This window comes from Pseudomonas sp. JL23 (genome assembly GCF_056933585.1).
In genome coordinates this window covers 1,162,909-1,177,490 of the sequence record NZ_CM167795.1, presented here as the reverse complement: position 1 = coordinate 1,177,490, position 14,582 = coordinate 1,162,909, and the positions used below count along the sequence as shown (strand labels likewise).

Here is a 14,582-nt window from a genome sequence, read left to right as displayed (position 1 = left end):
TCCACAGGCCATACATCACTGGCTGTAATACCCCACCGCCACCAGGTAATGGCCGACCTTGCGGATGTAGGCGTGCTTGTTCTCGACCTTGCCGGTTACCGGGTTGCGCCAGTGGTATTCGTACTGCCCTTCATCCTGCTTGCGCGCCAGCGCGAGGATCGGCGCGCCTACCGGCTTACCCTGAGGATCCTTGACCTTGTTGAAATCGGTGTTGACCAAGCGCAGATTGGTGCCGTGGGCGACATAGCGGTTGTCGTCGAGATTGACTACAAACACGTAGAGATCATCCTGGATAAAGCCGCCACTGAGGTTGTTGATCGCGGCCAGGGTCGCGCTTTCATCGCGCTTGAGGGCATCGCTGGCTTTGTCCAGCAGGACCCGAGCCTGCTCGGCCGAAGCACGGGGTACGTAATAACCCACCGCAAGGATGCGTTCACCCACGCGCTGGAAATACACGCGCTTGCGCTCGACCTTACCGTCAGCCCAATTATTCCAGCGGTACTCGGCCTGCTGGATGCCCTTGCTTTCCGGGGTCTGCAAGACGTCCTTGAAGGCCTTCTGCAGATCCGGTTCCAGCACCTGAGATACATCGCGGCCGATCAGTGCCACGGAAGGCCCGCCACTGGCGAGCATCACGCCTTTGGTATCGACCACGAAGACGTAGCGCTCGCCGTCAATGAATTCGCCCTGGCGGCTGAAAGCGGCAAACGCCTTGTCGCCGTCGTTCTGATAACGCGCCACCGCCCGCTCCAGCAACGCCTTGGCCGCAGGCGCCTGGTCGGGGCTCGCAGCACCGGCCACAGCCGGCCCCGCCAGGACAAGGCCCAGCCAGCTCAAGACAGTGGTGAGAACGACATTTCGTGACAGCCGCCGCATGGCAAATCCTCAAGGGTAGGTTTGCGCAACAGCTTAGCCGCAGGCGTTCTATGGGGAAGCATTCACACGGAGGGGCGACGGCTTTCGGCTGGAGTTTGTCTCGAATGCCGCTTTGTAACGCAGAATGTTCCTACAGATGTATCAGGAAATTTCCTGAATATTCCCTGAAGAATCTGCGAAAACCTATAGCCTGCAGGGCATTGGCCGCGAACATGAAGATAGGTCAGGACTGGGTAAAGCCGCTGTCTCAACACTCAATACTTAGATATAGATGCAGACGAAGCAGCATAAGGCTATATTGGCCAATCGCTGCCATGGCAGCGATTATTCGGTCAGTCACGCAAGGCTGGACTCAGGCGCAACATATCGAGCCCGGCATCCACCAGCCGTTCGGCGTCCTGACACAGGCAATAGGCATCACCGATCAGCAACCATTGGCGCAGGATGCCGTCGATGTAGGCGTGCAGGCAGATTGAGGCACGCGCGGTATTCAGGGAAGCGGGCAACTGGCCCTTGCGTACGGCATTACTCAGCGCCAATCCAATCCGGCAGTTGCCTTCGAGCAAAGCCGCCTGACGCTGGCGACGCAGGTCACACATCTCATCGGTAAATTCGCATTTATGGAACAGGATTTCATTGATGCGACGGGTTTTCGGGTCCAGGGCAACTTGATGAAACAGGTGAATCAACAGTTTTTTCATACAGCCAAGCGGGTCGGCTTCGGCTTCACTTTCGCTGGCCTGGGCAAGTTCTTCCAGGGGTTCGTGAATGCTGTCGAGCATCGCCTGGACCAGATCCGCCTTGTTACTGAAATGCCAATAGATAGCACCACGACTGACGCCCGCGAGGTTGGCGATATCGGCAAGCGTGGTACGGGAAACCCCGCGCTCATAAAACGCTTGCTCGGCAGCTTCGAGAATCTGGCTGCGGGTAGCCTGTGCTTCCTCTTTGGTACGTCGGACCATGGCAGTAAAACCTCAATCAAAATGCCGCACGCTGCCTCTATGGGTAACGTCGGAGTAACGCGAGCGATGCTAAATGATGCCCGCCCGGCTATTTACAAACAACCGTGAATGTAAGTATATTCATTAGCATGCTACTTATCCAGTTTCAATTTCTGCCCTATCACTTTTCTTGAGCACCAGGCTCCTGACCCGAGGATCTTCATGCAATTCAAGCCAGCTGTTACCGTACTGGTCACCGCCGTCGCCTTGGCATCACTGCTCAGCGGATGCGGCAAAAAAGAAGAAGCGGCTCCCGCTTCGGCACCCCCACCTCCTCAGGTCGGCGTAGTCACCCTCAAAGCTCAGTCCTACACCCTGACTTCCGAGCTGCCGGGGCGCACCACTGCCTTCCGCATCGCCGAAGTCCGGCCGCAGGTCAACGGCATCATTCTCAAGCGCCTGTTCACCGAAGGCAGCGACGTCAAGGCCGGTCAGCAGCTGTATCAGATCGACCCTGCTCTGTACGAAGCCACCGCCAACAGTGCCAAGGCCACGCTGCAATCGGCCAAGTCCCTGGCTGATCGCTACAAGCAACTGATTGCCGAACAGGCCGTCAGCCGCCAGGAACTGGACAACGCCCAGGCCACCGCACTGGAGGCCCAGGCATCCCTGCAAACCGCTGAGATCAACCTGCGCTACACCAAGGTGCTGGCGCCGATTTCCGGTCGTATCGGTCGCTCTTCGGTGACCGAAGGTGCCCTGGTCAGCAGCTCCCAGGCCGATGCCATGGCAACCATCCAGCAACTGGACCCTATCTATGTCGACGTCGTGCAGTCTTCGGCTGATATGCTGCGCCTGCGCGCCGATCTGGAAAGCGGCAAGTTGCAGAAAGCCGGCGACAACGCCGCCAAGGTCAAGCTGACCCTGGAAGACAACAGCGTCTACGGCCAGGAAGGCAAGCTGGAATTCTCGGAAGTATCGGTTGACCAAACCACCGGCTCCGTCACTCTGCGCGCCGTGTTCCCCAACCCTGACCATCGCCTGCTGCCCGGCATGTTCGTCCACGCCCGCCTGCAGGCCGGTGTGAATGACTCGGCCATTCTGGTTCCGCAACAAGGCGTGACCCGCGACCTCAAGGGCACCCCAACCTCGCTGATCGTCAACAAGGACAACAAGGTTGAGTTGCGTACCCTGGTCGCCAACCGCACCGTCGGCAGCGAATGGCTGGTGGAGAAAGGTCTGGATGCCGGTGATCGTGTCATCACCGAAGGCCTGCAGTTCGTCAAGCCAGGCGCAGAAGTGAAAGTCACCGAAGCGAGCAATGTGGCCAAGCCAGCGGCCCCTGCCCCGGCATCTGAAAAAGCCTCAGGCAGTAAAGCGGAGTAATTCATGTCGAAATTTTTTATCGACCGCCCCATTTTCGCCTGGGTAATTGCCTTGGTGATCATGCTGGTCGGGGCTCTGGCAATCCTCAATTTGCCGATCAACCAATACCCGGCCATTGCACCACCGGCCATTGCCATTCAGGTGACCTACCCAGGTGCGTCTGCACAGACCGTGCAGGACACGGTGGTTCAGGTGATCGAACAGCAACTTAACGGTATCGATAACCTGCGTTATGTCAGCTCGGAAAGTAACTCCGATGGCAGCATGACCATTACTGCGACCTTCAATCAGGGCACCAACCCCGATACGGCGCAGGTTCAGGTGCAGAACAAGCTGAACCTGGCAACCCCGCTGCTGCCCCAAGAAGTGCAACAACAGGGTATCCGCGTAACCAAGGCCGTAAAGAACTTCCTGATGGTGATCGGCCTGGTGTCAGAGGATGGCAGCATGGCCAAGGAAGACTTGGCCAACTACATCGTTTCCAACATGCAGGACCCGATTTCACGGACCTCCGGCGTGGGTGACTTCCAGATCTTCGGTGCCCAGTACGCCATGCGTATCTGGCTCGATCCGGCCAAGCTGAACAACTTCCAACTGACCCCGGGTGATGTGAAGACCGCCGTTGCCGGCCAGAACGTGCAGATCTCGTCCGGTCAACTGGGCGGCCTGCCTGCGGTGAAGAACCAGCAGCTCAACGCCACGATCATCGGCAAGACCCGCCTGCAGACCGCCGAGCAGTTCGGCAACATCCTGCTCAAGGTCAACCGGGACGGTTCGCAAGTGCGTATCCGTGATGTCGGCACCGTCGGCCTGGGCGCTGAAAACTACAGCGTCGATGCTCAGTTCAACGGTAAACCGGCTTCGGGTCTGGCCATCAAGCTGGCGACCGGCGCCAACGCCCTGGACACCGCCAAGGCTATTCGTGCCACCGTTGCCCAGCTGGAGCCGTTCTTCCCGCCTGGCATGAAAGCCGTTTATCCGTACGACACCACGCCTGTGGTCAGCGAATCCATCAGCGGGGTTGTGCACACCCTGGGTGAAGCGATCATCCTGGTGTTCCTGGTGATGTACCTGTTCCTGCAGAACATCCGCGCCACGATCATCACCACGATGACCGTGCCGGTGGTACTGCTGGGCACCTTCGGCATCCTTGCCGCAGCCGGTTTCACCATCAACACCCTGACCATGTTCGGCATGATCCTGGCCATCGGCCTGCTGGTGGACGACGCCATCGTTGTGGTGGAAAACGTCGAGCGGGTGATGGCCGAGGAAAAACTTTCGCCCCGCGATGCGACGATCAAGTCCATGGGCCAGATCCAGGGCGCCCTGGTCGGTATCGCCATGGTGCTGTCGGCGGTACTGCTGCCGATGGCGTTCTTCGGCGGCTCTACGGGTGTGATCTATAAACAGTTCTCCATCACCATCGTCTCGGCCATGGCCCTCTCGGTCATGGTTGCGCTGATCTTCACCCCGGCGCTGTGCGCCACCATGCTCGCGCCGATCGACCATGAGAAGCACGGTCAACCCAAGCGCGGCTTCTTCGGCTGGTTCAACCGCACCTTCGACCGCAGCGTACTGAGCTACGAGCGCGGCGTGGGCAATATGCTCAAGCACAAGATCCCGGCGCTGCTGGTCTATGCGCTGATATTCGCCGGCATGATCTGGATGTTCACCCGCATCCCGAGCGCGTTCCTGCCTGAAGAAGATCAGGGCGTTATCTTCGCCCAGGTGCAGACTCCGGCCGGTTCCTCCGCCGCCCGTACCCAGGACGTACTGGACAAGGCGCGCACCTACCTGCTGCAAGACGAAGGCGCTGCGGTCAAGTCCGTGTTTACCGTCAACGGTTTCAACTTCGCCGGTCGCGGCCAAAGCTCGGGCCTGGCTTTTATCCTGCTCAAGCCGTGGGATGAACGTAATTCAGACAACAGCGTATTTGCCCTGGCCAAACGTGCCCAACAGCACTTCAGCAGCTTCCGCGACGCCCTGTCCTTCGCCGTGGTTCCGCCATCGGTACTGGAACTGGGTAACGCCACCGGCTTCGACCTGTACCTACAGGATCAGGGCGGTGTGGGTCACGCCAAGCTGATGGAAGCGCGAAACATGTTCCTCGGCATGGCTTCGCAAAGCAAAATCCTCGCGGGCGTACGTCCGAACGGCCTGAACGATGAGCCCCAGTACCAACTGGTAATCGATGACGAGCGCGCCAGCGCCCTGGGCGTTTCGCTGACGGATATCAACACCACCTTGTCCATTGCCTTCGGCGGCAACTACGTCAACGACTTCATCGACCGCGGTCGGGTGAAGAAGGTGTATGTACAGGGCCAGCCCAACGCGCGGATGAAGCCTGAAGACCTGAAGAAGTGGTACGTGCGCAACAGCGCCGGGACCATGGTGCCGTTCGACTCCTTCGCCAGCGGGCAATGGGTCTACGGTTCGCCGAAACTGTCGCGCTACAACGGCGTAACGGCGGAAGAGGTGCTCGGTACTCCGGCGCCGGGCTACAGCTCGGGCCAAGCCATGGCGGAAGTCGAAGCCATTGCCAAGAAACTCCCGGCGGGCATCGGCTACTCCTGGACCGGCCTGTCGTACGAGGAGCGCCTGTCGGGCTCCCAGGCGCCAGCGCTGTATGCCATCTCGATCCTGATGGTGTTCCTCTGCCTCGCGGCCCTGTATGAAAGCTGGTCGATTCCGATCGCGGTGATTCTGGTCGTACCGCTGGGGGTTATCGGTGCGTTGATGGCCACCAGCTTGCGCGGCCTGTCCAACGACGTGTTCTTCCAGGTGGGTCTGTTGGTGACGGTGGGTCTGGCGGCGAAAAACGCCATCCTTATCGTCGAATTCGCCAAAGAGCTGCATGAACAGGGCAAAGGTCTGGTCGAAGCAACCATCGAGGCCTGCCGGATGCGTCTGCGTCCGATCATTATGACCTCCATGGCATTCATTCTTGGCGTTGTGCCACTGTCGATCTCCACAGGCGCCGGTTCGGGTAGCCAGCACTCCATCGGTACTGGTGTAATTGGCGGTATGATCACCGCCGTTGTCCTGGCGATCTTCTGGGTACCGCTGTTCTTCGTGGCGATCTCCAGCCTGTTCAAGGGCAAGCAGAAACAGCACGCAATTTCACACGATGAGGCTGGCCAATGAGCAAGTCCCTGATCTCTCTGGCAGTCACCGCGTTCATTCTCGGCGGCTGCTCACTGATCCCCGAATACAACCAGCCCAAGGCGCCGGTTGCCGCACAGTACCCGCAAGGTCCGGCCTACTCGCCGACCGAATCGGCCAACGTCGCGGCGGCCGAACAGGGCTGGCGGCAGTTTTTTCATGACGCGGCCCTGCAACAGCTGATCCAGACGGCCCTGGTCAATAACCGTGACCTGCGTGTCGCGGCCCTGAACATCGACGCCTATCGCGCGCAGTACCGCATCCAGCGTGCCGATCTGTTCCCGGCCGTGTCCGCCGATGGCAGCGGCAGCCGCCAGCGGGTTCCGGCAGATCTGTCGCAGAGCGGCAAAGCCGGCATCACCAGCCAGTATTCGGCCACCTTAGGCGTCAGCGCCTACGAGCTGGATCTGTTCGGTCGTGTGCGCAGCCTCAGCGAGCAGGCACTGGAAACCTACTTCTCCAGTGAAGAAGCCCGTCGCAGCACGCAGATCAGCCTGGTGGCCAACGTCGCCAACGCCTATCTGACCTGGCAGGCGGACAAGGAGCAGCTCAAGCTCACCGAAGATACCCTCGGTGCCTTCGAGCAGAGCTTCAAGCTGACCTCGCGCAGCAATGAAGTCGGTGTCGCTTCGGCGCTGGATCTGGCCCAGTCGCGGACCTCGGTGGAAAGCGCCCGGGTCAAGCTGGCCCAGTACCAACGCCTGGTGGCCCAGGACCTGAACAACCTGACCCTGCTCTTGGGTACCGGCCTGCCAGCCAACCTGCCAGCAGCGCAGCCGTTGAGTGCCGACCTGCTGACGCCACTGCCAGCAGGCCTGCCGTCGGAGCTGCTGCAACGTCGTCCGGACATCCTCCAGGCCGAGCACCAGCTCAAGGCCGCCAACGCCAATATCGGCGCGGCGCGGGCTGCGTTCTTCCCGAGCATCAGCCTGACCGCCAACGCCGGTACCCTCAGCCCCGACCTGTCCGGGTTGTTCAACGGCGGTTCCGGAACCTGGCTGTTCAAGCCGAGCATCAGCCTGCCGATCTTCAACGCCGGTAGCCTGCGTGCCAGCCTGGACTACTCCAAGATCCAGAAAGACATTGGCGTGGCCAACTACGAAAAATCCATCCAGACCGCCTTCCAGGAAGTCTCCGATGGCCTGGCCGCACGCAAGACCTACAGCGAACAGCTGCAGGCCCAGCGTGATTTCGTCAACGCCAACCAGGACTACTACCGTCTGGCCGAGCGTCGCTACCGCATCGGGATCGACAGCAACCTGACCTTCCTTGATGCTCAGCGCTCGCTGTTCAGCGCTCAGCAATCGCTGATCAGCGACCGCCTGTCCCAGTTGACCAGCGAGGTCAATCTGTACAAGGCCCTGGGTGGCGGCTGGAACGAGCAGACGCAGAAGGTCCAGCCGATCTCGACCGAGAAGCCGGCAGTGCAACTGTTCTGATTCATGGTTGTTGATTAAAGCTGTAGCCAGAATGCCCCGACCTGTTCGGGGCATTTTGTTTTGTGAACCCTGTGGGACCGGCTTTAGCCGGGAAAGGGCCAGTACAGTCGACGCACTTCCATCGTTTGAACCAATGCCTTCCCGGCTAAAGCCGGTCCCACAATGCTCTGTGTACCAACACCTGCCTGTGTACAGCCAATAAAAAACCCACCTGACTCGGTGGGTTTTCTTATTTCTGCCTACCGCTCAGATCAATGATCGTGATGCAGATACGCCGGTTGTTTCGGCAGGCGCAGGCTGAACAGGAAGGCCACGGCCATCATCACCGTCACGTACCAGTAGAAGTTGTTTTCCACCCCCTGGGCCTTCAGGCTCAAGGCCACGTATTCAGCCGAACCGCCGAATGCGGCGTTGGCCACCGCGTATGAAAGACCAACACCCAGGGCGCGGATCTGTGGCGGGAACATCTCGGCTTTTACCAGGCCGCTGATCGAGGTGTAGAAGCTGACAATGGCCAGAGCCAACGTGATCAGCAGGAACGCCATGAACGGGTCAGTGGTGGTCTTCAAAGTCATCAGCAGCGGTACGGTGCAAAGGGTGCCCAGGCCACCGAACAGCATCATCGAATTACGACGACCGATGCGGTCGGCGAGCATGCCGAACAGTGGCTGCATGCACATGTACACGAACAGCGCACCAGTCATGACGTAGCTGGCGGTCTTGGCGTTCATGCCGCCGGTGTTGACCAGGAACTTCTGCATGTAAGTCGTGAAGGTGTAGAAAATCAGCGAGCCGCCAGCGGTGTAGCCCAGCACGGTAACGAAGGCGGCTTTATGGTTGCGGAACAATGCCGCCATGCTGCCTGCATCTTTGTCCTGACGGGTTTCCTTGCTGGTGGTTTCCTTGAGCGAGCGACGCAGGAACAGGGAGATCACCGCCGCAATGGCGCCGACCACGAACGGGATGCGCCAGCCGTAGGCCTTGAGCTCTTCAGTGCTGAGGAATTGTTGCAGGATCACCACGGTCAACACTGCCAGCAACTGGCCGCCGATCAGGGTCACGTACTGGAACGAGCCGAGGAAGCCGCGCTGACCGCGCATGGCCACTTCACTCATATAAGTTGCGGTGGTGCCGTATTCGCCACCGACCGACAGGCCCTGCAGCAGTCGCGCCAACAGCAACAGCGCTGGAGCCAGGGCACCAATGGAGGCGTACGTCGGCAAACAGGCGATGATCAGCGAGCCGCCGCACATCATCAGGACCGAGATCATCATCGAATTCTTGCGCCCGTGCTTATCGGCCACACGACCGAACAGCCAGCCACCGATCGGCCGCATCAGGAAGCCTGCGGCAAACACGCCGGCCGTGTTGAGCAACTGCACAGTCGGGTCGTCGGACGGGAAGAAAGCCGGTGCAAAGTAGATCGCGCAAAAGGCGTAAACGTAAAAGTCGAACCACTCGACAAGGTTGCCCGAAGAAGCACCCACGATCGCAAAGATCCTGTTCTTGCGTTCTTCAGAGGTATACGGCGTTGTCGTTGTCATTATTTTCCCCAGTTTTATGTAATCGCACGTTCCTGGATACAATCTGTAACATCCTTGCGCCACCAGCACAATCGCCCAGGCCATCGTGCTGCCCTTTCGTGGAGGCAGCCCGATAGCCCGGGCGGTTGTAACGATGTGGGTTGTGTAGGCCTATCGCTCTATAGCCAAAGCCAACCCCTGTCCTACTCCTACACACATAGTGGCAAGGCCTTTACGCCCGCCGGTTTTTTCCAATTGATGCAGCGCGGTCAAGACCAGACGCGCACCGCTCATGCCCAGTGGATGCCCCAATGCGATGGCCCCGCCATTCGGATTGACTTGTGGTGCATCGTCGGCCAGACCCAGTTCGCGCAGCACGGCGAGTCCCTGGCTGGCAAAGGCTTCGTTCAGTTCGATGACATCGAAATCGCTCACCGCCAAGCCCAGGCGCTCGACCAGCTTGCGCACCGCAGGGACCGGGCCGATGCCCATGACCCGAGGTGCCACGCCTGCACTGGCCATGCCGAGGATGCGTGCGCGCGGCGTCAGACCGTGTTTCTTCACCGCTTCGGCCGAGGCCAGGATCAAGGCGGCGGCGCCGTCGTTAACGCCAGAAGCGTTGCCTGCGGTGACGGTCTTGTCCGGGCCGTTGACCGGTTTCAATTTGGTCAGGGCTTCCAGGGTCGTGTCAGCCCGTGGATGCTCGTCCTGCTCGACGATGGTCTCGCCCTTCTTGTGGGCAACCCGCACCGGCACGATCTCGTCAGCGAAAAAACCTGCGGCCTGAGACGCTGCCGCGCGCTGTTGGCTGCGCAGGGCAAAGGCATCCTGATCGGCGCGGGAAATGCCGAAGTCATCGGCCACGTTATCGCCGGTCTGCGGCATCGAATCGACGCCATACTGAGCCTTCATCAACGGGTTGATAAAGCGCCAGCCGATGGTGGTGTCTTCCAGCTTCATAGTGCGCGAATAAGCCGAGTCGGCCTTGCCCATGACGAATGGCGCACGGGACATCGACTCGACGCCACCGGCAATCGCCAGTTCCATCTCGCCGCTGGCAATGGCGCGGAATGCCGTACCGATGGCATCCATGCCCGAAGCGCACAGACGGTTCAGCGTTACGCCAGGGATAGTCTCCGGCAGGCCAGCCAATAAGGCGGCCATGCGCGCGACGTTGCGGTTGTCCTCGCCCGCCTGGTTGGCGCAACCGAGGAACACCTCGTCCACTTCATTCCAGTTCACCGACGGGTTGCGCTCCATCAGCGCCTTGATCGGCACGGCGGCCAGGTCATCGGCACGGACCGAGGCCAGGCCACCGCCAAAGCGGCCGATGGGGGTGCGAATGGCATCGCAGATAAAGACCTCACGCATCAGGCTTCTCCCGGGGCTTGGCCGTGGGCGGCAGCGGTGCGTGCTTCCAGATCACGCAGGGCGCTCAGCTCGGTTTCGGTCGGCTCGACGGAGTACACCACTTCGTCGGCAAAGCGCACGGCCCAACCGGTAGCGGCGACGACCTGTTCGCGGGTTACGCCCGGATGCAGTGTAGTCACGACAAATTCATTAGTACCGGCTTCAGGCTCCATCACACAAAGGTCGGTGATAATCCCCACCGGCCCGGCGCCAGGCAGGCCGAGGCGTTTGCGCGAGTCGCCGCCTTCGCCGTGGCCGACCGAAGTCATGAAGTCCAGCTTGTCGACGAACGAACGCGACGACTGCTTGAGGATGATCAGCACCGACTTGGCGGAACCGGCAATTTCCGGCGCGCCACCGGCACCCGGCAGGCGCACTTTCGGGTTGTGGTAATCGCCGACCACGGTGGTGTTGATATTGCCGAAACGGTCAACCTGAGCCGCACCGAGAAAGCCCACATCAACACGCCCGCCCTGCAGCCAGTAACGGAAGATTTCGCTGGTGGCGACCACAGTGTCGGCGGTTTCCGCCAGCTCGCCGTCACCAATGGACAGCGGCAGCACATTGGGCTTGGCACCGATAGGGCCCGACTCGTAGATCAGCACCACGTCAGGAGCCGAAGTCAGGCGGGCCAGGTTGGCGGCCTTGGAAGGCAAGCCGATGCCGACAAAGCACACCGCGCCATTGCGCAGGCGACGGGCAGCAGCCACGGTCATCATTTCATTAGTCGTGTAAGTCATTACTTTGCCTCCGCAGCGCTGGCCGCCAACTTGCTCTGGAATTCGCTGAAATCCTTGGTGCCGTGAATGTATTCATTGATCCAGGCGGTAAAGGTCTCGCGGTCACGGGCGATCGGGTCCCACGCCTGATAGAACGGGTTATCACGCTCGTAGTAGCCGTGAGCGTAGGACGGATGTGCGCCGCCAGGGACGTGGCAGACGGCACTCAAGGCCCAGGTCGGCAACACGCAGGCGTTCATCGGTGCCTTGAGGTCGTCGACGATTTCTTCCACGGTGACGATGCAGCGCTTGGCGGCCAACGCGGCCTCCTTCTGTACACCGAGAATCCCCCACAGCAGCACGTTGCCCTTGCGGTCGGCTTTCTGCGCATGGATAACGGTGACATCAGGGCGCACGGCAGGCACCGCGGCCAGCACTTCACCGGTGAACGGGCAGGTCACGGTCTTGATCAGCGGGTTGACCTTGGGCAGGTCGGAACCGGCGTAGGCACGCAGCACCGCGAATGGCAGTCCGGACGCACCGGCGACATAGGCATTGGCCAGGTCGGCATGGCTGTGTTCTTCGATTTCCAGGGCGTGGGGCCATTGTTTTTCCACGGCATCGCGCAGGCGATGCAGCGAACCGACACCTGGGTTACCGCCCCACGAGAAAATCAGCTTTTTCGCACAGCCCGCGCCGATCAACTGGTCATAGACCAGATCCGGCGTCATGCGTACCAGGGTCAGGTCCTTCTTGCCCTGGCGGATGATTTCGTGGCCAGCGGCGTTGGGGATCAGATGGGTGAAGCCTTCCAGTGCAACGGTGTCGCCATCGTTGACGAATTGCTTCACGGCATCGTGCAGAGAAATGACTTCAGCCATGAGGTGCTCCCAAACTCAACATCACAATCAGTGGATGGCGCAGGTGCGCCGGGATGTGATTGAGGTTAAGCCTGGGCTAGCGGCTGGACAATCCGATAATCGACTAAGTGTTCGTTAATCGCACAAATCTTGTACAGTGAAAGCAGTCGAGGGATCTGTGGGACCGGCTTCAGCCGGGAAAGGGCCGGTGCATACGCAACGTCTCTATCGCCTGAACATCGGTCTTCCCGGCTAAAGCCGGTCCCACACATAAGGTTTAACCCGCCCACTCAAGTAAACAACTGCGTACTCAAATCGCGACTGGCATCGAGCATGATCGGCAGAAAACGTTGTTCCAACTCGCTGCGCGCCACGCGCCCGGCGCTGGTACTGACATTCAGCGCCGCCAACACCTGACCCGAAGCGTCGTAAACCGGTACAGCAATCGAACGCAGGCCCTGCTCCAGTTCCTGATCGACGATGCACCAACCCTGCTGGCGGACCAGTTGCAGGCATTCCAGCAATGCTTCGGGCGTGCGCAGGGTGCGGCTGGTCTTGGGTTGCAGATCGACGTGGTCGAGGTATTCGTGCAGGGACACATCATCCAGCGCCGCCAGCAGAATCCGCCCCATGGACGTGCAATAGGCCGGCAAACGGCCGCCGACGGACAGATCCACCGAGATCAGGCGCTGGGTCGTGGCCGAGCGGGCTATATAAAGGATGTCATCGCCCTCAAGGGTCGCCATGTTGCAGGCTTCGTGCAGCTCGTCGCTCATGCGGTCCAGATAGGGCTGCGAGGAAACCGCCAGGGGCGTGGAGGACAGATAGGCATGACCCAGGGTCAAGACCTTGGGCAACAGCGAGTAAGTCCGCCCGTCGGTGGTGGCATAACCGAGCTTGATCAGGGTATGCAGGCAGCGCCGCACGGCCGCACGGGGGATCTCGGTACGGTGGCTGATCTGGGCGATGGTCAGATGCCGTTTGCGCTCCTGGAAGGCATGGATTACCGCCAGACCACGGGCCAGCGAGGTCATGAAATCCGGATCGCCGGTCAGTGCCTGGATCCGCTTGGCGGGCGATGCCACGATGGGCGGCGCCAGAGAAGCAAAAGAATTTCGCAGTTCATCGTTCATCCCGACACCTCATCACGTCCACGCAGGCCCTTTAAACAGGGGCTTGCAGGATTTTTATGCTAATGCCCCGCACTCGCTTTGGGCGATTATCGAACGACTGGCCGATAATCGCAATTGACCCGTTGCAGAGATGCTTATACCTTTGCACCTGCCTTACCGTGACTTCTTGGAAATACTGGTCAGGTACCCACTGAGAAGTCCAAGGCACGGCCTTGCTCATGAAGCAAGGCCGTTTTTCTTCCCGCGGCCGATTCCCGCCGCCCCAAGGGCAAATTTCTTGCCTTTAATACTGGCCAGCCAATCGCCTTGAAAACCTTGTCAGAATGTTGCCCTCGCGCGCCAATATTTCGTGGGTAAAAGTTTCGTCATATCTATCACCTGACCAAAACTTCAGAAACGTCGTACAGAAAAACAGTACCCCGGTAACTCATGCAGTAGTCCGGCAACATATAGAGTTGACGTCAACCAAGTTCTTGGAGATAGTGACAAGCACTTGACTGGCTATTACTCCTGCCGGAATTGCGTCCGCATCTCTGCCGGACGTGGTGCAGATCGATTGTATCGAAGTCGCTACACAGCGAATTCGCCGTCACCCGGCCAGAACCTCCAGTCAGGCAGCCCCAAATGAATGATTGTCGCTACGACAACGGTATGTTCTGGTGCCCGTAGCCGCGAGCTGCAAGAACGTGTTCGCCCTGTCGCGAGAAGGTCCGCCAGCCGGGACTATTCAACGAATTCCCCGGCGCAATATGAAAACGGGCTTCCTGCGACGCGACACTTCCCGCGCTCTGCGTTAACACCGGATTAAACTCGACTTAATCAGGTAACAAAGTGACTAAAGATGAACTGCGCGCGGAACTTGAGCGCCAGGAACAACGCTACAAGGAAGTATACGGCGGGGAAATCACCACCTATGCCGCGCAACCCGAACCCGAACGCAAGCCATGGCGTAAAAAAGCCAGCGTGCTGGATCAGGCATTCAAGAATGAACTGCAGAAAATGGAACAGGATCTGAAAGAAGAATCCTGATTCAGCCTGCTTGCGAGAAGCCCGGGCAACTCGGACGGACACGAGGGTCGTCGGCTCTGCATTGGTTTTACGCAAAACCACTGCACTGCCATCTGCTCATT

At 59.6% G+C, this 14,582-nt stretch carries 11 protein-coding genes; 4 read left to right on the top strand and 7 right to left on the bottom strand.

The window, feature by feature from the left end; genetic code table 11:
• Positions 1 to 15: 15 nt before the first annotated feature.
• Complete coding sequence (locus AC1Z24_RS05575) at positions 16 to 876, bottom strand: cache domain-containing protein (protein WP_483744854.1); 861 nt, start codon at positions 874 to 876, stop codon at positions 16 to 18.
• A gap of 332 nt (positions 877 to 1,208) precedes the next feature.
• Entirely contained in the window at positions 1,209 to 1,841 is a 633-nt protein-coding gene (locus tag AC1Z24_RS05570) for a TetR family transcriptional regulator (RefSeq protein ID WP_483744853.1), read from the bottom strand.
• Positions 1,842 to 2,042: 201 nt separating this feature from the next.
• Between AC1Z24_RS05570 and AC1Z24_RS05565 the strand changes: the two genes are divergently transcribed.
• Genes AC1Z24_RS05565 through adeC form a run of 3 tightly spaced genes read left to right on the top strand, consistent with a single transcriptional unit; the run spans position 2,043 to position 7,807 of the window.
• Positions 2,043 to 3,206, top strand: coding sequence for an efflux RND transporter periplasmic adaptor subunit (locus tag AC1Z24_RS05565; protein ID WP_483744852.1), 1,164 nt, complete (start codon positions 2,043 to 2,045; stop codon positions 3,204 to 3,206).
• A gap of 3 nt (positions 3,207 to 3,209) precedes the next feature.
• The gene (locus AC1Z24_RS05560) at positions 3,210 to 6,350 is read left to right on the top strand and encodes an efflux RND transporter permease subunit (RefSeq protein WP_483744851.1); all 3,141 of its coding nucleotides are present in this window, start codon (positions 3,210 to 3,212) and stop codon (positions 6,348 to 6,350) included.
• The gene (gene adeC, locus AC1Z24_RS05555) at positions 6,347 to 7,807 is read left to right on the top strand and encodes an AdeC/AdeK/OprM family multidrug efflux complex outer membrane factor (RefSeq protein WP_483744850.1); all 1,461 of its coding nucleotides are present in this window, start codon (positions 6,347 to 6,349) and stop codon (positions 7,805 to 7,807) included. The genes AC1Z24_RS05560 and adeC overlap by 4 nt, the downstream gene beginning before the upstream one ends.
• A 251-nt stretch (positions 7,808 to 8,058) precedes the next feature.
• Here adeC and AC1Z24_RS05550 read toward each other — a convergent pair whose 3' ends face one another.
• From AC1Z24_RS05550 to pcaR, 5 genes are all read right to left on the bottom strand, one after another.
• Positions 8,059 to 9,351 carry an MFS family transporter gene (locus AC1Z24_RS05550; RefSeq protein WP_483744849.1) on the bottom strand — a complete coding sequence of 431 codons (1,293 nt, stop codon included), beginning with the start codon at positions 9,349 to 9,351 and terminating at the stop codon, positions 8,059 to 8,061.
• 150 nt (positions 9,352 to 9,501) lie between these two features.
• The gene (gene pcaF / locus AC1Z24_RS05545) at positions 9,502 to 10,704 is read right to left on the bottom strand and encodes a 3-oxoadipyl-CoA thiolase (RefSeq protein WP_483746535.1); all 1,203 of its coding nucleotides are present in this window, start codon (positions 10,702 to 10,704) and stop codon (positions 9,502 to 9,504) included.
• Positions 10,701 to 11,480 carry a CoA-transferase subunit beta gene (locus AC1Z24_RS05540; protein ID WP_483744848.1) on the bottom strand — a complete coding sequence of 260 codons (780 nt, stop codon included), beginning with the start codon at positions 11,478 to 11,480 and terminating at the stop codon, positions 10,701 to 10,703. Before AC1Z24_RS05540 ends, pcaF begins: the two co-directional genes overlap by 4 nt.
• Positions 11,480 to 12,340: a CoA transferase subunit A gene (locus tag AC1Z24_RS05535; RefSeq protein WP_483744847.1), complete on the bottom strand. Its 861-nt coding sequence runs from the start codon at positions 12,338 to 12,340 to the stop codon at positions 11,480 to 11,482. Before AC1Z24_RS05535 ends, AC1Z24_RS05540 begins: the two co-directional genes overlap by 1 nt.
• 269 nt (positions 12,341 to 12,609) lie before the next feature.
• Positions 12,610 to 13,452, bottom strand: a complete 843-nt coding sequence (gene pcaR / locus AC1Z24_RS05530; protein WP_259098496.1) for a pca regulon transcriptional regulator PcaR — start codon at positions 13,450 to 13,452, stop codon at positions 12,610 to 12,612.
• Between the two features lie 831 nt (positions 13,453 to 14,283).
• On the opposite strand from pcaR, the gene AC1Z24_RS05525 reads away from it, so the two are divergent.
• Positions 14,284 to 14,481, top strand: coding sequence for a hypothetical protein (locus AC1Z24_RS05525; RefSeq protein WP_259098494.1), 198 nt, complete (start codon positions 14,284 to 14,286; stop codon positions 14,479 to 14,481).
• Positions 14,482 to 14,582 lie beyond the last annotated feature (101 nt).

Excerpts from the sequence above, each read along its gene's own strand:
- AC1Z24_RS05575 (WP_483744854.1), bottom strand. The coding sequence starts at position 876 with ATGCGGCGGCTGTCACGAAATGTCGTTCTCACCACTGTCTTGAGCTGG.
- AC1Z24_RS05570 (WP_483744853.1), bottom strand. The coding sequence starts at position 1,841 with ATGGTCCGACGTACCAAAGAGGAAGCACAGGCTACCCGCAGCCAGATT.
- AC1Z24_RS05565 (WP_483744852.1), top strand. The coding sequence starts at position 2,043 with ATGCAATTCAAGCCAGCTGTTACCGTACTGGTCACCGCCGTCGCCTTG.
- AC1Z24_RS05560 (WP_483744851.1), top strand. The coding sequence starts at position 3,210 with ATGTCGAAATTTTTTATCGACCGCCCCATTTTCGCCTGGGTAATTGCC.
- adeC (WP_483744850.1), top strand. The coding sequence starts at position 6,347 with ATGAGCAAGTCCCTGATCTCTCTGGCAGTCACCGCGTTCATTCTCGGC.
- AC1Z24_RS05550 (WP_483744849.1), bottom strand. The coding sequence starts at position 9,351 with ATGACAACGACAACGCCGTATACCTCTGAAGAACGCAAGAACAGGATC.
- AC1Z24_RS05540 (WP_483744848.1), bottom strand. The coding sequence starts at position 11,480 with ATGACTTACACGACTAATGAAATGATGACCGTGGCTGCTGCCCGTCGC.
- AC1Z24_RS05535 (WP_483744847.1), bottom strand. The coding sequence starts at position 12,340 with ATGGCTGAAGTCATTTCTCTGCACGATGCCGTGAAGCAATTCGTCAAC.
- pcaR (WP_259098496.1), bottom strand. The coding sequence starts at position 13,452 with ATGAACGATGAACTGCGAAATTCTTTTGCTTCTCTGGCGCCGCCCATC.